Genomic DNA, 23778 nt, shown 5'->3' on the forward strand with positions numbered 1-23778 from the left:
TTTGAACTCCGTCCTGGTTGGCCCTTCACAGCGTGCCCCCGCCTCCGCTTCGGCTGTGGGCGTTTTTGCGTTTAGGGCAGAGCAGCCTTATTTATGCCGGTTGTCTCTTCTCCACTTTAGCTCCTGCCTGATGGCCTCTCGCTCCAATTGTCGCGATGCCAGCTCTAAAGCCATCCGTTCAGTCTTCCTGTGCTGCTCTCTCACACGCTCCATACGCTCTGCCAATACGTTCTCTTCCTCTGACGGAGGCCACATACCACAGTCAAACACAGACCAACTCATTCTGTGTGGCCTCTCCTAAAAGGTTCAGTTCATTTCCTCTCCCCGCACAACAGTGAAGGTCAATGGACACGGCTCAGCTTGAAAGGGAGTAAGGTTGAGCTTGAGGTGCTTATGAAACCTGTAGACCGAGTCTGTGGTTCATTGGCATTAACCATCTATCACGTGAGGCAATACCCCACGGCGGCACGGGAAGCGGAAGTGGCCCGTCTCCGACGACTCTTTATTGACCTGTGGGTCTCGCTCGCCGTCGGGCGGATTTCGGCGAAGCAGGCTGAACCGCACTTTGATGCCCTCGAGCAGGACATGTTGCGCTGTCGAGCTTACGAAGAACCTCCAGCGGCTGCATGAGCGAGACACCGCCTGCAGATCGCGTACTCTTGGAAAAATCAAAGGCGATCCCCCACGGGTCGCCTGTTGTGTTTGCCCTGCTCAGCTGGAGCCTACGTCGGTGCCGTTTCAGTCCTTGAGCCTGATGGATGAGGTGCTCTCCATGGAGAGAGGCGTCGGCCAATTCAGCAAGCGGCTCCTCGTCCAGAACTCGACAAGGCTCTCGATTTGCCGGAGAAACTGGGAGAAGTCCACTGATTTCACTACATACGAGTTGGCAAACAACGAGTACGCCTGTGTTACATCCTGGGCCGCAAGGGAGGTCGTCAACATCACCACCGGAATGGATTTCAATCGGGCATCCGTTTTCATGGCCTTCAGCACTTCGAAACCGTTCATCTTGGGCATGTTGATGTCGAGCAACACGATATCTGGGTAGACGGCATCTGAGAGCCACATGGCATTCAGAGCGGCCTGACCGCTCTGATAGGTCGTCACCGTCACTTTGTCATTGAAGGTGGCAAACACCTCTTCGGCCAAGAGCAGGTCAGGAACACTGTCATCAATTACGAATACATGCAGTCGCCGGGTCATCGCGGTGTCACGGTAGAGGTTCCGCTCTTCCCTTCATCTGACATAGAACTGTCACCCTCACGGTTAGGATTGGGGGGCCTAGTCGTGGATTCAACGTAATGACGCGTTGTAGCGATGAATGAACATCCAGATCAAGAGTTCAAGATGCTCTTGCTTGCGGCTAAAGGACAGGCTCTTGCGCACCAAATGGGCGACTCGGAGCCGCAAGGTAGCGTTGAACCGTTCGATATGTTGTGTCCCGCCGATGACGTGCAGCGCACCAAAAACAACGCTTTTATAGGCACTCAGGCCGTCGGTATGACACACGGCATCGAGATAAGGGGGAGGAAGGCTCTGCCACAATCCGAAGGCTCCAACAACATCTCGGTTTCCGACGAAACAGCCAACGATCTGGCAGGTGGCACGGTTCATAGCGAGCCAAATCCAGCATGTCTTTGTCTGCCGTGTCACAAAGGTGCATAACTCATCGCACTCCAGCACCAGCCCCACTGGTGCTGGAGTGCTTACACTTTTTTTGTGACAGGTGATTCGAGCTCGATGGTGTGTGGCACGGCCTTGATCAAAGATTGAAGGTGGCGGCGGAACCAGCTCCGACTGACCCCAACGACGCGGCAAATGCCGCGATGAGACAGGCGTTCGGACAGCAAGCGGTCGACCAAGATGACCGTTTCGGGGGAAACCGGAGTTCGGGTGTGGTTTAGGGTGAACTGATGCCGGCAGACCCGGCAGAGGTATCGCTGTTTGCCGGTGTGGGCATGACCGTTTTTGACGATGTAGACGCCATCACACGCTGGACACGTCAGACCGTTCATGCTCTATTAAACCTCAATCATTCCTAAGAAACCACGACCGGGGGCCTGCATCCGTTGACCCCCGCTGCATACCGCGCTAGTATGTTCAACATCAAAGGCGACCCGTGAGGATCGCCTTTCTTCTTTGGGATCGTTACGCGCCGTCACAATCCCGGCTCAGCGAAGAATGATTGTCAACGGCTCAGCGGCACTTCTTGCAGGATGTCTAACGCACTTGGCGAAGGCCAGCTCATCAAGCGGGTTCTCGTCCAAAACTCGACCAAGCTTTTCATCTGTTTAAGCAAGTCGGAAAAGTGTCCAGACTTCACCAGATACGCACTGGCAAAGAGTGCGTACGCCTGCATGACGTCTGACTCATCCATCGAAGTCGTCAGCACGACGACCGGAATACACTTGAGTTTGGCATCCGCCTTCATCGCCTTCAACACCTCGAATCCATTCATTCCAGGCATGTTGATGTCCAGTAACACCACGTCAGGACACAGAGCGTCAGAGTGCTGCATGGCATCAAAAGCTGCTTTTCCATCTGAATAGGTGGTCACCTTCACTTGAGCGGCAAAGGTTTTGAAGACCTCTTCCAAGAGGAAAAGCTCGGAACGATTGTCATCAATGACGGCAATGCGGAGAAGCCGGGTCATAGGAGTTCCATCCGTTCAGAGTGCGCCTCTGGTTCATGAGTCACAGGTAGAGAACTACACCGCCTGCATCCCGCATTCCATCAGCGCGCTATTCGTCGTCTCCGGTGTCCATATTTTCAGATGACTGATTTACCGAAGAAAGACAGCCCAGTTCTCTCTCGGCCTCGCGTTGGAAGAACTGTTCTAGTTCCTGTTGGAGTGTTGCAGAACGCTCCAGCAGTTCTTTGGCTGTTTGCAACACGTCCTCGTCGTCTGCCACGCTTCAGCTTAGTGAAACCTGTAAGCATGAATACGAATGTGCGGGATAAAACCTGAAGGTGTCCTTCATGACGGCCGATCTGCTCGGGCATGAGTGGATGCAGAGGGCGTGTTCCCTCTCTCCCGGCCTTCCCCACCCCCAGATTCCTGAGGCCGACTGAAGGGCTGTTTCTTCCCGTCAGACTCCACACTGAGGGCATGAACGTGCTCCCCACTGTGTTGATGGGCAGCGCCTGCGCCCTGAGCGTGGTGACGTTGCTCCTGCTCTCTACCGGTAACCTCTGCGCCATGACCGCGACGGCGGTCGCGGCACTCTTGCTGGCCGCCCTGGCCATTCCCACCCTCGACCAGCAAGAAGAGGCCGATTCCACTCTTCCTCTTGATCGCTAGACGGCTGCCTGCACCTGCCCCAAGACCTACACGTGCGGCCGAGGAAGGATGCGGTCACTGTTTCGGCTCCGCCAGGCGCTGGCGTAAGTCCCTCAAGTATTGCTGGAGCTGTTCCGTCGCCCGGCCCAACGCCTGCCGCTGGCCCTGCGTCACGCCCCCTTCATCTTCTAACCGGGTGATCTCCCGCTGATTCACCGCGTTTGTCTCCTCCAGCTCAGCCACCTGCTCTCGGGCCGCCTGTGCTTCCTCTATCAGCGCCTGTTTCTGAACGGCGTGGCTCTGCCCTTCCCCTTCCAGACTCCGGATATGCTTCAGTGCCTCGGCCGCCTGACGTTCCAGCTCCATCAACTCTTGTTCCCCCCGTTCATGCGCCACGTGCTGCAAGCGGCGCGCCGCTTGAGCGCCCACCTGTTCCAGTTGGGCAATCTGTTGCAGGGAGTGGGCTTGCCCCACCGCGGCTTGGATGATGTCTTCGAGATCTTGCACCTGCCGGTGAACCGACTCGCTCAAGGTGGTCAGCAACTGACCACTGACCTGCTCCAGTGGGGTTTCGCGCACTTGAGCGAGGGTCTGTTGAATCTTGAGGCGCAGGTGATGGGCCGTTTCAATCTGCACTCGTCCAGAAAAGATAATCTTCCTCAGCTCGGTCTGGTGTTCGTGGGCGAGGGTGCCCACCTGGGCCAATGGGGTGGCCCGCTGTTGGTCGAGGGTAGAGGCCACCACTTCCCGGAGCACTTGCGTGACCACCAGTTGTTCACGTCCAGCATCAATAATCTTGTCCAAAATATCGAGCTGAGTCAGTCCTGCTGCCCCGACATGCCTCCGGGCAGAGGACGAGGACCTCCGCTCCTCGTGGGCATCAATCTCAGGGGGCAGCGTGTACTCATCCGGTGGAGCCATCAGGCAGGGTAAGCGCTGGTGAGCGTCCGGGTGGAGTGGAGAGGGCGTTTCACCTCAGACCCAGGCATGGGCCATCCACAGGGCGCCGGGCGTTCTGGCTTGACTCAGGCGAATCACCGTGCCCTGCTCGTCCTCCCAGACTTGTACCTGCTCACCGCCGGGCATGTTGAGTGCGTTGTCATGGGCGGTATAGCGATCTAAGCAGTAGACCAGTGTCACGACTCGGTCTTCGGTTTCCACCAGCACCTGCTCACCATTATGCCTTAGTACGTTCATGGCTTAGGCTAGAACAGCGGGATATCCCACAATGAAGTGCGTCTTGCCCATAGCTTCACAGGTGCGAAACGTTTTGCCCTGGCCCAGAGATTGAAGACGCCCTCCAGTCCAGTCTCCGGCACGGCCAAGCTCTCGCTCAGGGGCTGCTTGTTACCGACAGAAGCCCGGCTGATCATGGTGGGGGCGCCCTGGGGTTTGGGGAGACCTGCTCCCGCCGCAGCGTGCGTGGAGTGTCACCGAGAGCAGGAGAGACGATAGAAAACCTATCCCTGATACCCTCTCCTCCTTACCTTCCGCACACGACTCTGCAAACCGCCCCCGCCCCAGCTCCGGCTGTGGGTGGGGGCGGTTTTTCGTAGCGAGGTCAGGCAGTGTGCCGCTCAGCGAAGTTTAGTACTGTCCGCTATAGGCTTCAACCAGAATGGCGGAATCGTTCGTGTTCTTGATATGCATATAGATCTCGCCCGTCGGAGAACCGAAACCGTACTCAATGGAATAATCATAGTAGTTTTGCGCAAAGGCCCGTTGATCCAGGCGACTCGTTCCGATGGTGGCCGTCATGCCTGGACCGTTCAAGTTATAAGCGTAGGTGACGTTCCCGCCTGTGTAGCCATCCGTGTTGACCTTGACCCACAACTCGCTGTTCGCAGGCATCGTGACGTCTTGATAGTCGTAACCACCACGGTTCGCGTAGTCGAGCAGCACGTCATAGTTGTTGAGGGGCGCGGCAGCCACAGAGACCGTCTGATCCGCGCGGGTTTCGTTGCCCGAGCTGTCAGACACGATGACGCTCAAGTCATGGCTGCCCGTCGTGGTAGGCACCCAAGTGGTGTTCCAGTGGCCGGTCTCATCCATCGTAATAGCGGTGACGTTGTCGCTCGCCACATTGCTTGCGACCAACGCGTTATCGTCATACACGCGGATCTCACTGAGCATCACATCATCGGTGGCCGTGCCGCTCAACGCACTGGACGCGCCGACCGCCGCATTACTCACCGCGTTGAACATCAGGGTGGGCATGACGGTGTCCGCGACCAGGGCGTTGGTTTCGATAGCTTTGCTGAAGTCCAGCGTGGTGGGCCCGTACACGGCGGTGTCGGTGCCCGCAACTTGTGTCCAAGCGTTAAAGCTGGCCGTGACATTCAAGGTGCTGTCTTCAGCTGTGCCGCGGGCGGTCAGGTTGATGCCGATTTTGCTGCCGGCGTTGGTCAGCACGGCGTCGCTGGCGTTGCCCAGGGTGTAGGTGACGTTGCCGATGTCGGTGGTGGGCACGGTGGCACTCACCTCACCCACGGGCGCGATCTTGGGGGAGAGCTTAAGGTTGAAGGTCGTGTTGGTAAACAGCAAAGGCGTGTTGGTGCTGAAGTCCAGGCTGCTGCTGGCTTTGTCAAAGACGGCGTGGAACTTCAGACGCACGACCGCGCCGTCACCTTGAATCGTGGCGGTGTTCTCGGTGGCGGGACCGTACGCGAGCAGGGTGCTGCCGGTGGCGCCATCCTTGGCGGCGGTTTCGAAGGAGTAGGTGCCAGCGGGGAGCAGCAGGGTCTGGTGGAAGGCATTGCTAACGTTCAGGGTCAGGGTTTTGGTGCCGGTGCCAGTGGGGTCAAAGGTGGTGCCGTTGAAGGCCACGAGCTGGTTCTGGCTGTCACGCACGTTCACGTTGAAGAACAAGGGCCCTGCATTGCCGGTCAGGCCTTGGGCACGCAAACCACCGAGGGCAGCGACGTCAACCTTGACCAGGGGGCCGGTGGCTCCGGGGGTACCGGGAGTGCTGGGAGCACCACAGCTGGCAAGCACCAGAGCAAGGGACATGAACGCGAAGGCAGTGGGGGTTTTGCGCATGAGAACTCCTGTTCAGCTCCTGAGAAGCTGAATGAACAGTGGCGAATGGTCAGAGGGGGAGTGCAGTGGTGCACCACTTGCTCGGTGCCAGGTGCCCGGATACGGCGGCAGGCGTCGTTGCGTCACAACGGGACGAGGCTCATGAGGGTTTGGCTCACAAGCTTCATCTTCGCCTCATAGCGTGCAATTGCGATTCTGACTCAAACCTTACAGGCCGGGTGGCGTGTTGGGGGAAGGGGGTAAACCCGAACGGTCTTCGCCCGACTGAGATGGACGGCAGGGTTCAGTCACCTCAAGAACACCAGACGACTCCGGCGAATCCGTCCCCGCCCCAGCTTCGGCTGGATGGCAGGGGCTTTTCCCTTTACCCTCCGCCGATGCACCCGCGCGCCCTCACACCTGTCGAAGTTGCTGACCTTCTCAATGCCAACCCCGTCAAGACCAAGGGCCCGCCTGTCACGTGGAAGCCCAGATCTGGAGCGGCGCGAGGCATTGGCCGGCTCCTTCATCTGCCCCCCCGACGTCCCCGTCAGACAGCAGTGAGCCCCCTGCACTTAGGCTGCGGAACATGCCCTCCCAAACCCACCCCGTCCACCTGGAACAGCTCAAGCAAGATCTTGAAGAGCGCCTGCCTGCGAACTGTACCGTGTACGTGCAAGCCTGGCCAGCCAGGGAACCAGACGTTGTGACCGTCACTGTGAAGACGTATCAGGTCAACACGGCGACGCTGGCGGGGGTCGAGTTGCCTTTTGTAGCGCGGAGATGGAAGCAGAAAACACAGCAACAAGTGACTGAGGACGTGGACGCGATCGTTCAGGCGGAACTGGTGAGGGGGTTGCCGCCCAAAGGTTTTGAAGGTTTCACACGCCGCACCCTCCACTAATAGACGCCCCAGCTTCGGCTGTGGGTGGGGGATTTTTTGCTTTTTGTTACTGTTGCGGCATTTAAGCCTCTGAAGTCAGTCTCTATCTCTTACACTCAGAAGTATGAGATTCCTCACTCCCCTGAGCCCCACCCCGCTTCTGCTGGGCTCAGCTCCATGGTGACTGTTTCGGCCTGGCAAGCATGGGTTGCCGGCTTGCCGAGTGACCCAGCCGAACTTGCACAGGTCAGGGCGGAGCTGCAAGTTGAGGTTCAGCAAGCGGAGCGTCGATTGGCTGGAGTCTTGGCCACAGGTGGCAACGGTCGGGCGCACCGAGAGACCCTGATTGAGCTGGCCAGACTGAACAGCAAACTGAGGCTGCTGGAAGCTCGTTTGGTGGCGGTTTAAGATCTCACGGGCAGTTGAGTCGCACCCTTTCACTCGGGCTGCTCACACCTCACGACGCCCCGTCCCAGTTTCGGCTGGAAGGCGGGGCCTCTGATCACCTCCCGTCTCTTCATGAGGTTCTGGGAGTCGAGTCAGCTTCCCTCTCTACCCTGAGAAGCATGAGCTGCCTCACGTCCTCGCCTCACTGGGGCCTGCCTGTAGGTGCACGATGAAAACGGGAGAATGGGCAGCGTGGGTGAACCATCTGCCAGCAGAGCCGAGCGAACTCCAACAGCTCATGGCCCAACTGCAGCGCCAAGTGGGGCAAGCAGAAGACCGTTTGGCCAACGTCTTGATCATGGGGGGCAACAGTCAAGCCCACCGGTACACCCGAATTGAGATTGCGGAGCTCAACAGCAAACTCCTCTGGCTTCAGCGTCAGGTGGCCCATGCTTGAATGCTGCGCTGCTCTCAGGCCGGGTCAGAATGAGCAGCGGATAGAGCGCTGAGTGGGGCTTGATGCACCCGCGTGATCTCACCTCTGCCGAACTCGCTGACTTGCTGGACGATGCTTACCGCGCAGACCGGAGTTTAGGAACCGCTGGTCTTGATGCCAAGGTGCGGCTTGAGCTGGCCGATCATCTGGGCTGCCATCCTGAGAGACAAGCACAGGTCTGGGAGGCTTGGCAGAAGCTGCTGATCTTAGAAGGCGACGTGGAAGAAGGGGACGCTCTGTTCTGGCTGAACGTGGAGTTTGTGAAACCGTGCCCGGAACAGAGTTGAAGCCCCGCTATAACAATGCCGCGACAGGGAGATTTTTGTTGTCAGGATCTGGAAAGAAGTTCAGGTGCACGCTGGATCATGCCAAAAGAAAGGCCAACCCCGCCGCCCCCAGTCCCTGAACCAGACACCAGTGCCGGTAAAGGCGGGTGAGAGCGGGGCATGAGCGGTGACGCCGCGCAATGGACGGTGTTGGGGCTGCTCGTCAGCGTCGTGGTGCTGTCGGTGACGCTGCTCTACCGGGCCGCGAGGATGGAACAGAAGAGACGATGATCCATCGTTCTGCCCGCGTCAGCGTCACCTTGTGCTGCAATGAACACCCGCCTAGTGAGGGAAGGGGCTGCGGCTGATGGTGGGATGGCCCTTCAGCGCTCAGCTGGGGGACGGCGGCGCTCGAGAACCCAACCTGCAGGGGTCTGGGCCAGTTGCACCGCCGACCACACCGCGACTTCCTGCAGTTCCAACCGGCTGCGGCCTCCCGCCGGCGTGCGCTCGACCCCTGATACCACGGCGATGACGTTCAGCCGCTGAGAGGCCGCTAGCAAGAGCACTTCCAGCTCGGCGATGCCCTCAGCCAACTGTTCAGTGACGAGGATGGCCTCTCCCGTGATCGTTGGGTCGAGGCCCCGCAGCGCCCAGTGTCCGTTGTGAGCGTCCGGCGTGGCGTGCAGGGTCGGCACGCCGCGGGCTTCGCTCAGCAGGGAGGCCAGGTGCGTGGCCCTGGGAAGCGCGATCACGGCGCCAAATTCAGGCAGCACGGCGCTGAAGCGGTCGGCGACCCGTGCCCAATCGCGGGCGTCCAGGGTAGCCAAGCGCGCCCCTAGCGTGGTCTCCGAAGGCAAGGCCGCCGCGATGACGTTCTGGAAGTGAAGGAGCATTTGCCGAGCATACGGGCTGGGAGACTCCCGGTGGACAGGTGAACCTTGACGTGCGTCGGGGCACTGCTAGGACTGACGCTCAATCTGGAGCGCTCTGAATCTTATTCAGACTCCGTTGACTGTTCGGAAAATCTGCCCCTTATAAGGGTTGCACCTGTTCTAACGGCTGCAGTTCTTGCGTGCTGGACGTTATTTTGCTCGAGAACCAACGGAGTACCGATAAACCAGTGATGCTGGTGTTAGCTGTCCTCGCGCAGACAGGGCAGACGCTCATAGGGAGAATAAATGACCCCATCCGAAAATGGGGTAACTAAGAACAGAACTAACCGGACGCAGCGGCCTCCAACTCAAAGGTCGCCACTTGGTAACCATGTTTGGCAGGAGTGAACTGAAGATTCTTGAGAATAAGAACTTGGTGGTTGTAGACAATAGTATCTCCCTCACCCCAAGTTCCAAGCTGCATAGAGCGGTGTTGAGCGACAAACAGAGGATGATCGCTGCTTAAGATTTTCCACTCTTTGTAGCTGAGCGTGCTCTCTTCACCTTTTACTCTAACGATGACGGTCATGCCGAAACCTATAGGTTGAGGGCAGTGAATGGTTAAGTTAGATATGAGTTGGCACGTTACTTGTGTGAGTTTCCCTAAAAGATTTAGTCAGTGAAGTCTGAGTATGTGAATTAGGGCAGTTGAATTAAGTCGGCACCCGATGCCGTTGCCAGCGAGAACAAGAACCGGAACATGCCTCGGCAAGCGTGAGCTCTCCATTAGATTGGTGTAAAACTCTGCACTTACACAGAAAGAGGAGTCATTACTAACCCCACAAGTCCAAGACATACGTTTAGAGACCCTGGGCTTTGAAGAAGAGCCACCTCTATCCCGCCAACCAGCCAGCGACTTTGACTTTGGACAGTATCAAGAACGTTCCCCCGCCTCAGCTCTGGCTGAACAGCGGGGCCTCTAATCACCCAGCTTCTCTTCATGAGGTTCTGGGAGTCGAGTTAGCTTCCCTCTCTACCCTGAGAAGCATGAGATGCCTCACGTCCTCGCCTTACTGGGGCCTGCCTGTAGGTGCACGATGAAAACGGGAGAATGGGCAGTGTGGGTGAACCATCTGCCAGCAGAGCCGAGCGAACTTCAACAGGTCGTGGCCCAACTGCAGCGCCAAGTGGGGCAAGCAGAAGACCGTTTGGCCAACGTCTTGATCATGGGGGGCAACAGTCAAGCCCACCGGTACACCCGAATTGAGATTGCGGAGCTCAACAGCAAACTTCTCTGGCTTCAGCGTCAGGTGCCTCGTGCTTGAGTGCTCCGCTGTTCTGGGTCAGTGGAGGGGCAGACTGAGTCAGGGCGAGCAGCGGGAAGAGCGTGTCGTGGGGCTCAATGCACCCGCGTGATCTCACCCCTGCCGAACTCGCTGACTTGCTTGACGATGCTTACCGCGAAGACCGGGGGTTGGGAACCGCCGGTCTTGAGGCCAAGGTGCGCCTTGAGCTGGCCGATCATCTGGGCTGCCATCCTGAGCTACAAGCACAGGTGTGGGAGGTTTGGCAGGAGATGCTGATCTTGGAAGGCGACGTGGAAGAAGGGGATGCTCTGTTCTGGCTGGACGTAGAGTTTGTGGAACCGTGCCCAGAACAGAGCTGAAGCCCCGCTATAACCATGCAGCAACAGGGAGATTTTTGTCCTCGCCTGAGTGGTTCCCGCTAGTACACAATTTCCCGGATTGCAAGCGCAAGCGCGTTCCCGCAAGGTTTCCCACACAGTCAAAAAAGGCCGCTTTAGACATAGCGCATCAGCCCAGTGGTATTTATTGACACAGTTGTCCTGGAGCCTTCGGGCGAGCAATTCATATCCACTGGAGGTAAACCCATGAAATCTGAAACGAAGACTGTTCTATTGGCGCTCTCTCTGCTGCTGGCCCCTGGCGTGGCCCAGGCTCAGGACACCACCGATACCACCAACACCACCGCGACGGCCAACCAGAACGATGACAACAACGACGGATTTGACTGGGGCTGGCTCGGTCTTCTGGGCCTGGCGGGTCTGGCGGGCTTGCGCCGTCAGCCGGAGCAGGAACGCGTCGTCACCTCCACCACCCCGCGTTAACCCTCAGCCACAAGAAGTCCGACCCATTCCAGCGGTCGGGCTTTTTCTTGGCGTTGGCGTTCTGTGCCTTGGTGGTGCACAAAGCACGTGGCAAAGGAAAAAGGTGACCCGTGGGGGATCACCTTTGGTCTCTCCAGGAGCGCGCGGTATAGAGCCCATATCGAGGGGATGCATCGGGCTTCGGCGTTCTCGCTCCCAACAAAAAACCCGCCCTGTTCAGAGTGGGGCGCCTTGACGTTTGGGGAGACCTGCTCCCGCCGAAGCGTGCGCGGAGTGTCACCGAGAGCAGGAGAGACGATGGAAAACCTACTCTGATACACTCTTCTCCCTGTCTTCCCCACTCTACTTCGGCAAAACGCCCCCGCTCCAGCTTCGGCTGGTAGGCAGGGGCATTTCTTTATTCAGCTTCTCTTGAGGAAGTTCGCTCTCTAGCATCAGCTTCCCTCTCTCATACTTTTCAATATAAGATTCTTCACTCCTCTGAGTGCCGCTCCGTTCTTGCTGGGATCAGGTACACGGTGACCGCTGCGGCCTGGCAAATGTGGGTCGCCGGCTTGCCTGCTGATCCAGTCGAACTTGCACAGGTCAGGGCGGGGGTGCAAGTTGAGGTCGAGCAAGCGGAGCGCCGGTTGGCTGGAGTCTTGGCCACAGGTGGCGACAGCCGGGCCCACCGAGAGACCCTGATTGAGCTGGCCAAACTGAACAGCAAACTGAGGCTGCTGGAGGCTCGCTTGGAGGCAGGTGGCGCACGTGGTCGGGCTCAAACCGGACTCAGCTTACCGATCACGTCTCGCTCTTAAAAACGCCCCCGCCCCAGCTTCGGCTGGCAAGCGGGGGCACTTTTTCGTGTGGGTCAGGAACAACTTGTCCTCAGGAGAATGCCAACCAACCCTTCAGCACTCCCACGTCTCCCCGGAAGCTCCTTCGAAGCGTTGTTCCACCACGCTGGCACAGCACCCGTCAGCCTTCTCCACGGATGCCCTCATGCTCAGGGGGCACCTCTTCAATCACCACCATCGTGGTCTCCGGATCTTCCCCCAAGACATCTACGAGCATCTGCGTGCTGCGGGTCACCAGCTCGGCCTTCTGTTCAGGGGTCACGTGTTCATCGGGAATGCGGATGTAGATGTACGGCATACAGACTCCTTACGTTGGAAGGTGGCCGCCCATGAACGAAGATCTGAAGTTCAGCGGAGCCTCAGTTTGACGGGTCTGGCTCAACCGGGCAAGAGCGGCTTGACCCTTAGCGATCTTCAAGCACAATGATTTCCAGTTTGTGCCACCGAACGAGAGGCTCATTGGTCGACCTTCGGTGCAGGGACGACCCATTCCCGGCTTAGGCCAGTCTTCCTTCACCGCGCCATTCCTCTAAGAGCTGCCAGACCAGGTCGGCTGCGGGCAACTCACGCGCCAGGGGTGCGCCTTGTCCCGCCCAATGCGCAGCGAACTCATGGTTGTTTCGCTGAGCCGCAGTGGCATGCAGCTGCTTGGCCGCGTCATACGCCACGGGATAGGCCGCTGGAACTGGGCTTCCGTTTACTTCACCGTGAGTGATCAGGTCGTTCACGAGGCCCCGCGCGGGCCGTCCCGAGATGACGGCAGTGAGGCGGGTGGTGGCTGCCCGCGCACTCTTCAGATTCGCCCGGTAGGCCGCGTTGGCCGCGGACTCCGGGCACAGAATAAAGGCCGTCCCGAGTTGCGCAGCGGCCGCACCCAGATCCAAAGCCGCCTTGATGCCCTGGCCGTCCATGATGCCGCCCGCCGCGATCACGGGCAGTCGCGTCTGCCGCACCAGTAACCGCGTCAACACGGCGGTGCTCAGGCCTTCGTCGGTCAGGGTGGCATCAAAGATGCCGCGGTGGCCTCCAGCCTCCATCCCTTGAGCTACGATGGCGTCGATCCCGCTCTGTTCAACCATCTGGGCTTCTTGCAGGTTGGTGGCGGTCGCCATGGTTCGGATACCCGCCTGACGAAGCGCCGCCAGTTGGTCAGCCGAGGGCAAGCCGAAATGAAAGCTCACCACTGCCGGGTGCAGCTCGAGCAGCAACTCAACGGCTGCTGGATCCGTTTGAAAGGGCCGGTAAATTTCGCTAAGCGCGGTGGGAAGCTCCAGTCCGACGGCGGTGAACAGCGGGGCGAGGTGATGCAACCACGCCGCTTCACGGGCAGCGTCACGCGGGGCGGGCGCATGGCAAAAGACGTTGACGTTGAAGGGCCGAGAGGTCAGAGCCTGCGTCTGGTTGATCATCTCGCGGGCCTGAGTCACGGTACTGGCCCCGATGCCCAGCGATCCGAGACCGCCAGCATTGGACACAGCGGCCGCCAGATGGGGCGTGGAAACGCCGGCCATCGGCGCCTGGATGACCGGGTGCTGGAGGTCGAAGCGATTTAGAAAGTCCTGGGTGCTCTGCAAAGGGGCTCCTCTTGGGGGCGAGACTCACCGTCTCTATCCATTCTCAAAGAGAAAATACAGTGCCGTACGTGTTCTCGCTGGAGGAACAGAAGGGGTCGGGCGTCCCTGAACATGTTTTGTGTAGGGAGCGCAGAACCTAAGCGGTCATCAGACCACAGCAAGGGTGTTATGGTGCCTCCACCCGCCGGTGAGGGTGAGGCGCTCTGAGTTTAGGGAGATCTACTCTCTCCGAAGCGTGCGCGGAGTGTACCCGAGAGTGGGAGAGCGGAAGGAAGACTCGCTCTGACCACCTCTTGCCTACACTTTAGCGCCCCGCCTCAGCTTCGGCCCAGCGGGGAGGGCCTGCAACGTCACCAGTACGGTGGGCATCAGCCCACCAGCCCGAACTGCCCGTAGGCGTAAGAGCGGATCAGGGCAGCCTCATCAGCCGTGACCTGTGTCAGGCTCCGCACCTCGCGCCCGACCATCTCTTCGGCTACCGCGTAGTGGTTGCGGAAGCCAAAGCTGCCGAGCAAGCGGTGCAGGTCGCACGCCTCCGCCTTGCTGAGCGTGTCGGTCATAGGCGCGACGGGGCTCAGCACTTCGGCCTGCAGCCAGACGATTTCGGCCCCCTTCAGCAGACGCACGGCCTGATCCATCGTGGTGGCTTCACCGTCGATGGTGGCGACGTTGCCGGTCGCGTTGCGGGTTAGGGTCACGACGTTCATCTCCGTGTCCACCGTGACGCCGCATTCGCGCACGACGGTCAGGACGTGAAAGGTGCGGGCGTCGGCTTTGCGGCCAGTGTTGGGGGTGAAGGGGGTAAGATTCATCGGGGTCTCCTGTGAAGCGGGGGATTTCAAGAAGGCGCGAACTTTTCGACGGGTGCAGCGCCTTCTTTGATGCCCTAATAGTATCATTCGCTTGCATATAATGTCAAGCGCGTAGTATTATCAGTGGCATGGAGATACTTCAGACTGGTAGCATGTTCACTTGGAAGCTGCAAACCACCCTTGACACCCGCAACATCACGCGCTACGCGCTTCAAAAAGAGTCAGGCGTGCCAATGAATACCGTTCGGGCGATGTACGACGGTCAGACCACGCGGGTGGATTTCAGTGTGTTAGATCGGGTACTCGAAGCCTTGTGCACGATGACGGGCGAAGAACTCCAGCTGTCAGATGTTTTGGAATGGCGCAGATGAGTCAGTTCGTGTACGTGTTAGAGGATCAGAACACGCATTTGATCAAGATCGGAATCTCAGTAGACCCAGAATTCCGCGCCAAACAAGTCGGCAAGGATTTCGGAACTGCCACCGTAGTGGCTGGAATATTGAACGTTGACGACGCGTTCAAAACAGAGCGTTTCTTTCATGCCATGTTTGCCGATCGCCGTGTCGTAGGCGAATGGTTTGAGCTCACCGAGCAGCAAAAGACCTACCTCTTGGCCTACTTTTCAGATAAGCTAAAGCGTCCGGTCGCCCAGCCCCGAAGTATGAAGTCCATCGTGACTATTGAAGCCCCACCAAAAGAAAATCTGCCCCCGAACTTGAATCTCAAAACCACCGATGCCCGGCATGCAGTCGAAGTTGCCCTGGCCACCCAGCAAAAGACCCAACTGGAAGTCGCTCAGGCACTGGGCACCCACGCCTCGACCCTGAGCCGCTTGCTAAACGAGAATCGGCCACTGGGAACCCGCAGCCTGTGGCCTCGGCTGCTTGACCTGCTTGGCCTAGAGATCGTGATTCGACCCAAACAGAAGTGACAGGAGAAGAAAGAACAATGAAGGGCAGCTTACGCAGTCGCAGCTCACCCGGCCCTACCCTCGGCTTATGCACCCGCGTGATCTGACGCCCGTTGAACTCGCTGACCTCTTGGACGCCGCCTACCGCCAAGACCGGGGTCTGTCGCGGGAGGGCCCAGATCTGGAGGTGCGCTCGGAGCTGGCAGATTTCCTCGGCTGCCATCCCGACGTGCAGGCCGAAGCGTGGGCCGCGTGGCAAGAGGTCATGGCCGAAGGGGGCGACGTGGATGAAGACGAAGCCCAATATTGGCTGGACGTGGAATTTGTCGAGCCCTGCCCGCAATGAAGTGGACGTTTGCCATTCGTGCCCAGCCCGGAGCGGCGCTCTGGTGCTTGCATTGTGAATTCGTGCGACCTGTCGGGACTCGCTGCACCTGTGGCGCGGCTTCTTGGTCAAGCTGGCCCATGCAGCTGGCTGCCTATGTGGGGGTTCATGTCCCGCAATACTCGCCCCTTTTTATGATTGGCCATCAGGTGGCCGGGTGGCCGATGCGTCCGCCATTCCGCTGGGGATTGCCCCAGAACACCGACGCCTGACCACCAGCGGGGCTAGCTCAGACCGCCTGCCAGCCTTTCCCGATGATCCAGACCTCGCCCACCTTGCTCCACCACGGCGCTTTGGCCGCGATCAGTTTGAGGGTGGCGGGATCAGTGGGGTCAAGGGAAACGGTCAGCGGTGTTTCCATGCCGAGCATGGGCGGGTAGGTATAGCTGCCGAGCGTCGCCACCCACGCACCGAAGACGTCCTCGTGCGCACGGGTTGACCACCACACCATCGTGGGGCCACCGTGCCCGCTGTTTTCGACGTTGGCGACCTTCTTGCCGTCCTTGTGCAGGGTGGCCGTGAAGGCGTAGCCGTCGCTGGTGTCGAGGGTCTTGACGTTTTTCAGTGCGTAGCCGTTGAGGTCAGTGGTCATGGGATGCTCCTAGAGAGGAAAGGGGAGAGGTGCAATTTCTTTGATCGCGTCAGGCTTCTGCCGCCTAGGGGTGCCGCATCAGCTCCGGCGCACTCACGCCGCCACGGGATCAAGCCGCACGATCACGGCAGACAGGCGCCGCCACGTCGCCTTGTGAGCAAACAGCGCCTCCAGCGTGTCCAGCGTTTCCCCGGGGAACAGCCGACCATACTTGGGCCACAGCGCCTGCACCTGCTCCAGACCCCACGCGATCAAGGCCTGACGGGTCACCTCCCGCTCAGCGATCGCCGCGTCCCAACCGGTGGACGCCTCCAGCTCCGCCAAGCAGTCACACCAAGCGTCTTCCGTGATCTCACCCGCTTCCACCTGCAGATGGAACGGCACCGCGAGGCGCTGCACCTCGTCATTCAGGGCAGAGACTCGCGCCTCGGCCGCCACGAACGCCTGCTGCACCGGATGGCGCTTCACAGCTCCTCCGGATTGAAGGGAAAGTGGCCGCGCTGCGCGAAGCGTTCCACCGTGGCCCAGCAGTACTCCACCCGTCCGAAACCTCCTACGTGTATTGGGTGAGTTGTGTTGCCTAAATCAGGCCCATGGTAGACGGATGACGGGGGTAGCCTGATCCTCAGGCCATCCCCGCTGCGACCGAAGACCACGTCTGGAACGCTTGCTGCTGGTGGGTTCGTCTGGTCATGGCGCAACCGCCCCTTCGGGTGTGCTGGTGCAGGTTCAGAGGTGCGGGCGTGCAGGTGGAGGAAGTCCTGCGCCCGTTTCCTCCGCCCCACTCCCTGGTGTTAGCGTTCCTGACACCGCGTCGGTCGGTGAGAGGGTTCACCTCAAGGGTGGCCGCGCGCCGTGGACCTCCCCTGTGGGTGGTCGACGTCCGTCCGGCTGGGCCTCTCCCGAATTGCCGCCCCATACCTCCGCAGCCCATCTGTAGGAATGACCTCCGGGACATCATCTTCACCCAGGAGCCGGGTCAGGAAGATCGTTGCGGCCTCCGGGTCTCGGTGCCGCCCAAGGAGGATACCCTGCACGAACCCGTGCGCCGAGGCGGCCCGCCAGAGCCCGTGTCGGACACCATCGACACGCGTGCACCCCTCAATCAGAGCCCACCGGGACCAGGGGCGGGGTTCCCGGTGGCGCCGTGCCTCCGTGAAGTGGGCGCTGAAGGGGAGGCACCCTTCACGGCGGGTCTCGTGGCTGACCGGTTGGGCCGCGCTGGTGGAGCCAGTCCTGCACGTCACGGTCACTGAGGGGGAACCGGTGATCCAGCCAAACGGCAGGCTGGATGAGCGTCACCTTGAATCGGTGGCAGTCGGGCTGAGGGTCGGTCACGGCGGATCAGCCGACCCCAAGCCGATTAAAGCAACACAACCGTTCAGCATGAAATTGGACGTGATCCAAGAAACTGCCTCTGGCTGGGAAAGTGCAATTCTCGTGCGTCATCCCCGGGGAGTCTGAAGCATGATTCAGACGGTTCCTTCACCACCGACCACGGTCTCCGAGGAATACATCCTGAAGGGGCTCAACCTATGTCCGCATCCGCGCTCCCATCTCCGCTCATGACCGAGGCCCTTCAGGCCTGTGTCGTCGGTGTCGTCATCACCGACGCCCTTCAGGGCGACCACCGCATCGTGTATGCCAATCCTGCCTTTGAGCACCTGACCGGGTTCAGTCAAGCCGAAGTGCTGGGTCGCAACTGCCGCTTCCTTCAAGGCGAGGATCGGCAGCAGCCTGGTCTGGAGAACCTTCGTCAAGCGCTGGCACAGGGTCATAGCGTCACCGTCATTTTACGCAACTACCGCAGGAACGGCACACTCTTCCACAATGAACTCACGTTGAGCCCCATCCGGAATGCAGAGGGTCAAGTCACCCATTACCTCGGGTTTCAAAACGATGTGACCGAGCGCGAGCAGGCCAAGCACCACGCGGCAGAGCTCTCCTCCATGATCTCTTCCACGATCGATCGGGTCACAGATGGGGTCACCTCCCTGAATCGCCACGGCGTCATCACCTACGTGAATGCCTCGGCCGCCTCCATGGCTGGAAAGACGCCCGCGGACTTGATCGGCCACCGACTCCTGGAGGTGTTCCCCACAGCGCCCACCCTTCCGCTCGGTCAAGCCATCCTGCGCGCCCAGAACGCCATGACCCCGTGGCGAGAAGAAGCATTTTTGACCGAACTGCAACAATGGATCGAGGTCACCGTGTACCCCGCTCAGGACGGCGTCTCCATCTTCACCCGGGACGTCACCGAAAGTCATCAGGCCCGGGTCGCCCTCCAACGAAGTGAGCAGCGCGTCTCCACCATCTTTGAAGCCAGCCCCATGCCCGTGGCCCTGACCCGGCTGACAGATCGGGTCTTTCTCGATGCCAACCTCGCGTTCGAGCACCTCTCGGGGTACCGCCGCGATGAGGTGATTGGTCGTCCATCCCCGGAGCTGAACCTCTGGGTTCATGATGCTGAGCGTCTGGAGGCTCTCCAGGCCATGGCTGATGGTCATTCCGCTCAACGACGGGTGGTGAGCCTCCGCAGCAAATCCGGACAGATTCGCGACTGCTTCATTTCCTTTGTACCGATCGAGATTGCGGGCGAGCCATGCGTCATCAGCCTGGTTCAGGACGTGACTGAGGAGAACCGCGTCCGGCGGGCGATGGAAGACAGCGAGGCCCGTTCCCGCCGATTGGCCGCAGACATGCAGCGTACCTTGGATATGTCTCTGGACCTCATCACGTCCTTTGATTCGCAGGGGCGTTTCCTCACCGTGAGTGCCTCGAGCACCGAGATTCTCGGATATACGCCGGAGGAACTGATTGGCCGACCCTATCTGGAACTCGTCCATCCAGAGGACCGAGCCATGACCGTCAGCGAGGACGAGATCATCACGGAAGGCCATCCCACCGCAGCCTTCCGGAACCGTTATCTCCAGAAAGACGGCACGGTGGTCTGGCTGGAATGGGCCGCAGTCGTCCTTCCGGGAGATCCGACCATGTACTGCGTGGCCCGGGATATCACGCATCGCCGGACGGCCGAAGTGCAGATTCAGGAGTTGAACCGGAGCCTCCAGCACCAGTTGCGTCAACTCACAGGCCTGCGGGACATCGACCGGGCCATCAGTTCGGGACTGGACTTTTCCCTGACGCTCCGGATGATCATCGATCACCTGATGCAGGTGTTAAGTACAACGTATTTAACATGTAGACTTAAGCATGGCCCGTCCTGCTCGCCGCATTGACATTTCCGAAGACGCTGATGAGCTGCTTCGGGAACTGGAGACCAGTCCCTATACGCACCCGAAGGTTCGCCTGCGGGCCAGCATCCTCCGACTGCACCGACAGGGCTGGAGCATTCCCCAGCTCTCCAGGCATTTTGGCCGAAACCATCAGGCCATCCACCACGATTTCACCCGTTTCGAGGAGCGCGGCATCCTCGGATTGGCCGACGAGTGTCCACCCGGACAACCTTCGAAAGTCACACCCGAGATGGAGCAGTTCCTCCACGAGAAACTGCGAGAGCAGCGCTTCTGGAACGCTCCACTGCTGTGCGAGGGCCTCGCACAGCAGTTCGGGGTAATAATTCGACCTCGTGCGCTGGCCAATCACCTGCAACGCCTGGGGTACAGCTGGAAACGCGCCCGATATTCACCCGCCCAGACACTCGATCCTGCAGTCGCTGAAACACATCAGGCCTCCTTGGAGACCTTAAAAAGGGGGCATTGGACGGCAAGCTGACTCTCAAATATCTCGACCAGACCGGCCTTTCTCTGATGCTCTCGGTGGGGGCGACGTGGTTCAAGCGGGGTTCTGGGCAGCAGTTTGAGATCCCCACCCGGTGGGGATCCTCTGGACGGATCAATCTCATCGGTAGCTATAGCCTTCACACCTGCGAAGAAGTGCTGGAGGTTCGCGAACTGGAAGGCACGTGCAATGGGGATCAGGTCATCGCTTATTTGGACACGCTGGCAGGCAACTGTCGTCCTGACCAGCTGACGGTCGTCGTGTTGGACAACGCTCCCTTTCACAAGGGAGCGAAACTCAAGGAAAAGACGATGGGATGGGAGAAACAGGGCCTGTACCTTCGCTATCTTCCACCCTACGCGCCCTGTCTCAACCTCATTGAGGAGGTCTGGCGCAAGCTCAAGGGCCTCCTCATGCCTCGCCGCTGTTACAACTCGGTCGCTGAACTTCGTGCCGCACTTCTCAGCGGGCTAAAGATACTTCAAGCGAAGTTTATCTAGATGTTAAATGCGGTGTACTTAGAGGCAGACGCCGTCACCGTATTGTTGCTGGCTCCGGACGGCCTGACCCTAGAGTATGCAGGAACTCGGGGCTTCTCCTCGGCGCTGCCCCGCCGGAGTGAACGTGTTGGCCGTGGGTTGGCTGGCCAGGTGGCCTTGTCACGTCGCCCCTGGCATTTCCCAGCGGTTCAACAGGCCGCTTCGCTCGATTCCGAATGGCAGCGCGTGTTGCAACAGGAAGGTTTCACGTCGTATTACGCCACCCCTGTTCTCTCGAAGGGGAAGGTTCTAGGCGTGATCGAGGTGTTGCACCGGGCTTCCTTCGAGCTCTCGGGGCCCTGGCTCGACAGCCTGGATCTGTTGGTGAGCCAGCTGGCCATTGCCGTGGAGAACTGCAACCTGTTCGAGGAACTGGAGCGACAGAATCTGGCGCTGCGCCTGGCGTATGACGAGACCATCGAGGGATGGGCACGGGCACTGGATCTTCGGGACAGAGAAACGGAAGGGCACTCCCGGCGGGTGACGGAGCGGACGGTTGAGCTCTGCAGGGCGCTCGGTTTGGCCTCCGAGGCGCTCGTGGCGGTTCGGAGGGGGGCGCTGCTGCATGACATGGGGAAGATCGCGATTCCTGACGCCATCTTGCTGAAACCGGGTCCGCTGACCGATGAGGAATGGATCGTCATGAAAGGGCATCCGGACACGGCAGTGGAGCTGCTGTCGCCGATCCGGTTCCTGCGCCCAGCCTTAGACATTCCGCACTACCACCACGAAAAGTGGGATGGAACGGGTTATCCTCGGGGACTTCAGGGCACGGAGATCCCCCTGACGGCCCGGGCATTCGCGGTGGTGGACGTGTTTGACGCGCTCACGAGTGACCGCCCCTACCGGAGTGCCTGGACTAGGGAGCGGGCCTTGGAGCATATTCAAGCCGGGGCAGGCACGCACTTTGACCCCCAGGTGGTGCAGGTCTTTCTGGCCATGCTTCAGCAAGAGGAGGAGTTTAGGGACTGATTCTCTGGGAAGCACTGAACCCAACAGAGATCTCTCACTGCGCGGTTCTGGCAATTTAAACGCGATAGGCTGATCGTCTGGGACAGACCGCAACCCCGATCGCCACGGTTTTCCGCCCGGCATCATCCAGGACGCTCTCTGGCTCGACTATCCTTTCTCTCTGAGCCAGCGCGACGTCCAGGACCTGCGCCAAGAGCGCGGAATCCAGGGGAGGCACGAGACGCGACGCATATGGAACATCAAGTTTGCACCGCGCCTGAGCGAAGAGTGGCGGCACCGGGAACCCCGCCCCTGTTCCCGGTGGTTTCTGGACGAGGTCTGCCTCGAGATCAAGGGCCAACAGCTCGGGGTGTGGCGAGCCGTCGATGCCTCCGGCGCAGTGTTGGACCTTCTCCTGCACGCTCGGCGAGCTCCCCAGGCGGCGAGCACCTGTCTTGAACGGTTCTTGGTCAATGACGACGTGCCAGAGGTGATGCACACCGACACGCTCTGGAGCTCCGGAGCAGCCCTTCGAGCACGTCCAAGTCATCTCAACCGCTCGCTGCTATACCCTGATTGAACCATCCCATCGGCCGACCCGACCACACGAGCGAAGCCCGATGGGCTTCAAAAATCAGAGACGAGCACAGAACTTTCTCGCCCTGCAGGCCCGCAGTTCAAACCTTTTGCAGCACACCCGCACGACCGTTCCCGCCCACCTCCGAAGATCGAACTAGCACCGTGCCCACTGGGCAGGGCAAAACACGGTTGATGTGGCCGTCTGAACGTCAGACGGCCACTTCTCCCAGTCGGCCCCTCGCTGATTAAATACTGTGTTGGTTCAGGAACGTCAAGCGGCCATAGGCGAGGGACGTTGGTAATCCGGATTAAACTTTTGGCCCGACTTCAGAACCGCAAAGGCGACTCGGAGCAACTTACGAGCTAGGGCAATGAGGGCGACCTTTTTAGGTTTGCCTTGTGATGTCAGATGTCGGTAGAAGTTCCCAAACCCATTTTTCATTCGAGAGGCTGTCAGCGCACAGAGATAAAATGCACGTCTGAGACGTGCGTTTCCTATTTTTGAGATGTGCGTTCGGCCGGTGAAGTTGCCCGACTGTCTTGGAACGGGGGAAAGGCCTGCATATGCTGCCCACTGGTTCGAGCTTTCCATCTGGCTCAGATGCATCGTCTCCACGAGCAGTACTGCCGCAGTCAATGAACCAATCCCAGGAATGGAACGCAGTAACGTCACGTCCGTTTGAAGACGGACCGACGTGAGAACCAGCGCGTTGATCGCCTCGTTCACTTCAACCAGTTGCTGAGCGAGGTGCTTGACGTGCTTCACAAAAGCCGAGTGCTTTGGAAGAGGGTTGATACCGGTGATCCATGGCGTGATGACGGCCCGCCTCGACCGTCGAGAGCTCGACAATATTGTCCCGAGCATGCAGCAGGGCACGGAGTTCGACTAGGTCTGCTGCAGGGGGCATCCAGCGTGCTGGATGCATCACCGCTCCAAACCTACCGATCAAGTCTGCATCCAGCTTGTCAGTTTTCCTCTTCGCAACGTGCTCTTTGCAAAAATTTGATTTGTGCTGCATTGACAACACTGATACGACACCCTGCTTCGTACAAGGTCATGGCGACCCGCTCCCAATACACACTCGTGGATTCCATCACGACTGAAGTCCCTTCTCCACCCGCACCAGACTTCCTCATCCATGCGAGAAGTTGTTCATGCCCTTTGGCAGTGTTGGGAACACTTTTCCCCGTTCCCAAAGGGACAAACTTCCCCGGTTCAGGAATCTGGAGAAGACGGGCGTACAGCTCGCTTTTACCGACGTCAAGACCCAAAACAAACATACAACCCCCCAGAAAGGAAAAGCGGGTCACTACCCGGATCCGGTCGGCGGAATTTTGTGTGCAGGCTCGTACGCCTCGAATACTGTTGCGCCTGATCGAAAGGGCCTCGAGCCGGCCAGGATTTAACTCACGGTCTTGGATGACCAAAGTTGCCAGCAGGCTTGTCGGCTCGAGTGGGAGTGACGAACCAAGCTTCCCACGGCTTGGCTCAACACACAAAGTTGCCAGAACTGAGGGAAGAA

General features: G+C 59.3%; 34 protein-coding genes and 2 pseudogenes. 18 read left to right on the plus strand and 18 right to left on the minus strand.

Annotation, left to right across the window (positions count from 1 at the left end; genetic code table 11):
- The first annotated feature begins 393 nt into the window (after positions 1–393).
- Entirely contained in the window at positions 394–630 is a 237-nt protein-coding gene (locus tag M1R55_RS28480) for a hypothetical protein (RefSeq protein ID WP_249396400.1), read from the plus strand.
- Between the two features lie 108 nt (positions 631–738).
- On the opposite strand, the gene M1R55_RS28485 is transcribed toward M1R55_RS28480, so the two are convergent.
- The 5 genes from M1R55_RS28485 to M1R55_RS28500 form a co-directional block, all read right to left on the minus strand.
- A complete protein-coding gene (locus tag M1R55_RS28485; protein ID WP_249396401.1) occupies positions 739–1203 on the minus strand; it encodes a response regulator in 465 nt (154 codons plus the stop codon).
- A 90-nt stretch (positions 1204–1293) separates the two neighbouring features.
- Positions 1294–1692, minus strand: coding sequence for an IS1 family transposase (locus M1R55_RS28490; protein ID WP_371827331.1), 399 nt, complete (start codon positions 1690–1692; stop codon positions 1294–1296).
- Between the two features lie 14 nt (positions 1693–1706).
- Positions 1707–2015 carry an IS1 family transposase gene (locus M1R55_RS32530; protein WP_371827332.1) on the minus strand — a complete coding sequence of 103 codons (309 nt, stop codon included), beginning with the start codon at positions 2013–2015 and terminating at the stop codon, positions 1707–1709.
- A gap of 173 nt (positions 2016–2188) precedes the next feature.
- Positions 2189–2653, minus strand: a complete 465-nt coding sequence (locus M1R55_RS28495) for a response regulator (RefSeq protein WP_249396402.1) — start codon at positions 2651–2653, stop codon at positions 2189–2191.
- Between the two features lie 88 nt (positions 2654–2741).
- Positions 2742–2912 carry a hypothetical protein gene (locus tag M1R55_RS28500; protein WP_249396403.1) on the minus strand — a complete coding sequence of 57 codons (171 nt, stop codon included), beginning with the start codon at positions 2910–2912 and terminating at the stop codon, positions 2742–2744.
- Between the two features lie 197 nt (positions 2913–3109).
- Between M1R55_RS28500 and M1R55_RS28505 the strand changes: the two genes are divergently transcribed.
- Complete coding sequence (locus M1R55_RS28505; RefSeq protein ID WP_249396404.1) at positions 3110–3301, plus strand: hypothetical protein; 192 nt, start codon at positions 3110–3112, stop codon at positions 3299–3301.
- Between the two features lie 54 nt (positions 3302–3355).
- On the opposite strand, the gene M1R55_RS28510 is transcribed toward M1R55_RS28505, so the two are convergent.
- From M1R55_RS28510 to M1R55_RS28520, 3 genes are all read right to left on the minus strand, one after another.
- A complete protein-coding gene (locus M1R55_RS28510) occupies positions 3356–4201 on the minus strand; it encodes a hypothetical protein (protein ID WP_249396405.1) in 846 nt (281 codons plus the stop codon).
- A gap of 54 nt (positions 4202–4255) precedes the next feature.
- Positions 4256–4477, minus strand: a complete 222-nt coding sequence (locus tag M1R55_RS28515; RefSeq protein WP_249396406.1) for a hypothetical protein — start codon at positions 4475–4477, stop codon at positions 4256–4258.
- A 390-nt stretch (positions 4478–4867) separates the two neighbouring features.
- Entirely contained in the window at positions 4868–6319 is a 1452-nt protein-coding gene (locus M1R55_RS28520; protein ID WP_249396407.1) for a hypothetical protein, read from the minus strand.
- Positions 6320–6887: 568 nt separating this feature from the next.
- On the opposite strand from M1R55_RS28520, the gene M1R55_RS28525 reads away from it, so the two are divergent.
- From M1R55_RS28525 to M1R55_RS28540, 4 genes are all read left to right on the plus strand, one after another.
- Positions 6888–7202 (plus strand): hypothetical protein, encoded by a 315-nt coding sequence (locus M1R55_RS28525; protein WP_249396408.1) that lies wholly within the window; start codon positions 6888–6890, stop codon positions 7200–7202.
- 156 nt (positions 7203–7358) lie between these two features.
- Positions 7359–7589 carry a hypothetical protein gene (locus M1R55_RS28530; protein WP_249396409.1) on the plus strand — a complete coding sequence of 77 codons (231 nt, stop codon included), beginning with the start codon at positions 7359–7361 and terminating at the stop codon, positions 7587–7589.
- Between the two features lie 208 nt (positions 7590–7797).
- The gene (locus tag M1R55_RS28535) at positions 7798–8025 is read left to right on the plus strand and encodes a hypothetical protein (RefSeq protein WP_249396410.1); all 228 of its coding nucleotides are present in this window, start codon (positions 7798–7800) and stop codon (positions 8023–8025) included.
- A 62-nt stretch (positions 8026–8087) separates the two neighbouring features.
- A complete protein-coding gene (locus M1R55_RS28540) occupies positions 8088–8351 on the plus strand; it encodes a hypothetical protein (RefSeq protein WP_249396411.1) in 264 nt (87 codons plus the stop codon).
- A gap of 362 nt (positions 8352–8713) precedes the next feature.
- Here the strand turns inward: M1R55_RS28540 and M1R55_RS28545 are convergent, their stop codons facing one another.
- Both M1R55_RS28545 and M1R55_RS28550 read right to left on the minus strand, forming a co-directional pair.
- A complete protein-coding gene (locus M1R55_RS28545; RefSeq protein ID WP_249396412.1) occupies positions 8714–9226 on the minus strand; it encodes a hypothetical protein in 513 nt (170 codons plus the stop codon).
- A gap of 322 nt (positions 9227–9548) precedes the next feature.
- Positions 9549–9794, minus strand: coding sequence for a hypothetical protein (locus M1R55_RS28550; RefSeq protein WP_249396413.1), 246 nt, complete (start codon positions 9792–9794; stop codon positions 9549–9551).
- 508 nt (positions 9795–10302) lie between these two features.
- On the opposite strand from M1R55_RS28550, the gene M1R55_RS28555 reads away from it, so the two are divergent.
- The 4 genes from M1R55_RS28555 to M1R55_RS28570 all read left to right on the plus strand — a co-directional run bounded on the left by M1R55_RS28555 (position 10303) and on the right by M1R55_RS28570 (position 12133).
- Entirely contained in the window at positions 10303–10530 is a 228-nt protein-coding gene (locus tag M1R55_RS28555) for a hypothetical protein (protein WP_249396397.1), read from the plus strand.
- A gap of 77 nt (positions 10531–10607) precedes the next feature.
- On the plus strand, positions 10608–10871 hold the full coding sequence (locus M1R55_RS28560; protein ID WP_249396398.1) for a hypothetical protein: 264 nt from the start codon (positions 10608–10610) through the stop codon (positions 10869–10871).
- Between the two features lie 225 nt (positions 10872–11096).
- Entirely contained in the window at positions 11097–11333 is a 237-nt protein-coding gene (locus tag M1R55_RS28565; protein ID WP_249391336.1) for a WGxxGxxG family protein, read from the plus strand.
- 518 nt (positions 11334–11851) lie between these two features.
- Positions 11852–12133 carry a hypothetical protein gene (locus tag M1R55_RS28570; protein WP_249396414.1) on the plus strand — a complete coding sequence of 94 codons (282 nt, stop codon included), beginning with the start codon at positions 11852–11854 and terminating at the stop codon, positions 12131–12133.
- A gap of 160 nt (positions 12134–12293) precedes the next feature.
- On the opposite strand, the gene M1R55_RS28575 is transcribed toward M1R55_RS28570, so the two are convergent.
- The 3 genes from M1R55_RS28575 to M1R55_RS28585 form a co-directional block, all read right to left on the minus strand.
- The gene (locus M1R55_RS28575) at positions 12294–12470 is read right to left on the minus strand and encodes a 4-oxalocrotonate tautomerase family protein (RefSeq protein ID WP_249396415.1); all 177 of its coding nucleotides are present in this window, start codon (positions 12468–12470) and stop codon (positions 12294–12296) included.
- A gap of 199 nt (positions 12471–12669) precedes the next feature.
- Positions 12670–13746: a nitronate monooxygenase family protein gene (locus M1R55_RS28580; RefSeq protein WP_305880284.1), complete on the minus strand. Its 1077-nt coding sequence runs from the start codon at positions 13744–13746 to the stop codon at positions 12670–12672.
- A gap of 368 nt (positions 13747–14114) precedes the next feature.
- Positions 14115–14558 (minus strand): hypothetical protein, encoded by a 444-nt coding sequence (locus tag M1R55_RS28585; RefSeq protein WP_249396416.1) that lies wholly within the window; start codon positions 14556–14558, stop codon positions 14115–14117.
- 152 nt (positions 14559–14710) lie between these two features.
- On the opposite strand from M1R55_RS28585, the gene M1R55_RS28590 reads away from it, so the two are divergent.
- The 3 genes from M1R55_RS28590 (at position 14711) to M1R55_RS28600 (ending at position 15814) form a co-directional block, all read left to right on the plus strand.
- Complete coding sequence (locus M1R55_RS28590; protein WP_249396417.1) at positions 14711–14929, plus strand: helix-turn-helix transcriptional regulator; 219 nt, start codon at positions 14711–14713, stop codon at positions 14927–14929.
- Complete coding sequence (locus tag M1R55_RS28595) at positions 14926–15489, plus strand: GIY-YIG nuclease family protein (RefSeq protein ID WP_249396418.1); 564 nt, start codon at positions 14926–14928, stop codon at positions 15487–15489. The genes M1R55_RS28590 and M1R55_RS28595 overlap by 4 nt, the downstream gene beginning before the upstream one ends.
- A 67-nt stretch (positions 15490–15556) precedes the next feature.
- On the plus strand, positions 15557–15814 hold the full coding sequence (locus M1R55_RS28600; RefSeq protein WP_249396419.1) for a hypothetical protein: 258 nt from the start codon (positions 15557–15559) through the stop codon (positions 15812–15814).
- Positions 15815–16082: 268 nt separating this feature from the next.
- Here the strand turns inward: M1R55_RS28600 and M1R55_RS28605 are convergent, their stop codons facing one another.
- The 3 genes and pseudogenes from M1R55_RS28605 to M1R55_RS28615 form a co-directional block, all read right to left on the minus strand.
- Complete coding sequence (locus M1R55_RS28605) at positions 16083–16445, minus strand: hypothetical protein (protein ID WP_249396420.1); 363 nt, start codon at positions 16443–16445, stop codon at positions 16083–16085.
- Between the two features lie 93 nt (positions 16446–16538).
- Complete coding sequence (locus M1R55_RS28610; RefSeq protein ID WP_249396421.1) at positions 16539–16913, minus strand: hypothetical protein; 375 nt, start codon at positions 16911–16913, stop codon at positions 16539–16541.
- Positions 16914–17070: 157 nt separating this feature from the next.
- Positions 17071–17783, minus strand: a pseudogene (locus M1R55_RS28615) (DDE-type integrase/transposase/recombinase).
- Positions 17784–18010: 227 nt separating this feature from the next.
- Here M1R55_RS28615 and M1R55_RS28620 point away from each other — a divergent pair.
- The 5 genes and pseudogenes from M1R55_RS28620 to M1R55_RS28640 all read left to right on the plus strand — a co-directional run bounded on the left by M1R55_RS28620 (position 18011) and on the right by M1R55_RS28640 (position 22413).
- Complete coding sequence (locus M1R55_RS28620; RefSeq protein ID WP_249396422.1) at positions 18011–19684, plus strand: PAS domain S-box protein; 1674 nt, start codon at positions 18011–18013, stop codon at positions 19682–19684.
- Positions 19659–20180: a helix-turn-helix domain-containing protein gene (locus M1R55_RS28625; protein ID WP_249396423.1), complete on the plus strand. Its 522-nt coding sequence runs from the start codon at positions 19659–19661 to the stop codon at positions 20178–20180. Before M1R55_RS28620 ends, M1R55_RS28625 begins: the two co-directional genes overlap by 26 nt.
- Positions 20165–20686: an IS630 family transposase gene (locus M1R55_RS28630; RefSeq protein ID WP_249395437.1), complete on the plus strand. Its 522-nt coding sequence runs from the start codon at positions 20165–20167 to the stop codon at positions 20684–20686. Before M1R55_RS28625 ends, M1R55_RS28630 begins: the two co-directional genes overlap by 16 nt.
- Positions 20687–21697, plus strand: coding sequence for an HD domain-containing phosphohydrolase (locus M1R55_RS28635; RefSeq protein ID WP_249396424.1), 1011 nt, complete (start codon positions 20687–20689; stop codon positions 21695–21697).
- A gap of 121 nt (positions 21698–21818) precedes the next feature.
- Positions 21819–22413, plus strand: a pseudogene (locus tag M1R55_RS28640) (IS6 family transposase).
- A 113-nt stretch (positions 22414–22526) separates the two neighbouring features.
- On the opposite strand, the gene M1R55_RS28645 reads toward M1R55_RS28640, so the two are convergent.
- On the minus strand, positions 22527–23021 hold the full coding sequence (locus tag M1R55_RS28645) for a transposase (RefSeq protein WP_249396425.1): 495 nt from the start codon (positions 23019–23021) through the stop codon (positions 22527–22529).
- Between the two features lie 200 nt (positions 23022–23221).
- Positions 23222–23566 (minus strand): transposase, encoded by a 345-nt coding sequence (locus M1R55_RS28650; protein WP_249396426.1) that lies wholly within the window; start codon positions 23564–23566, stop codon positions 23222–23224.
- Positions 23567–23778 lie beyond the last annotated feature (212 nt).

The organism is Deinococcus sp. QL22, assembly GCF_023370075.1.
Classification (GTDB): domain Bacteria; phylum Deinococcota; class Deinococci; order Deinococcales; family Deinococcaceae; genus Deinococcus.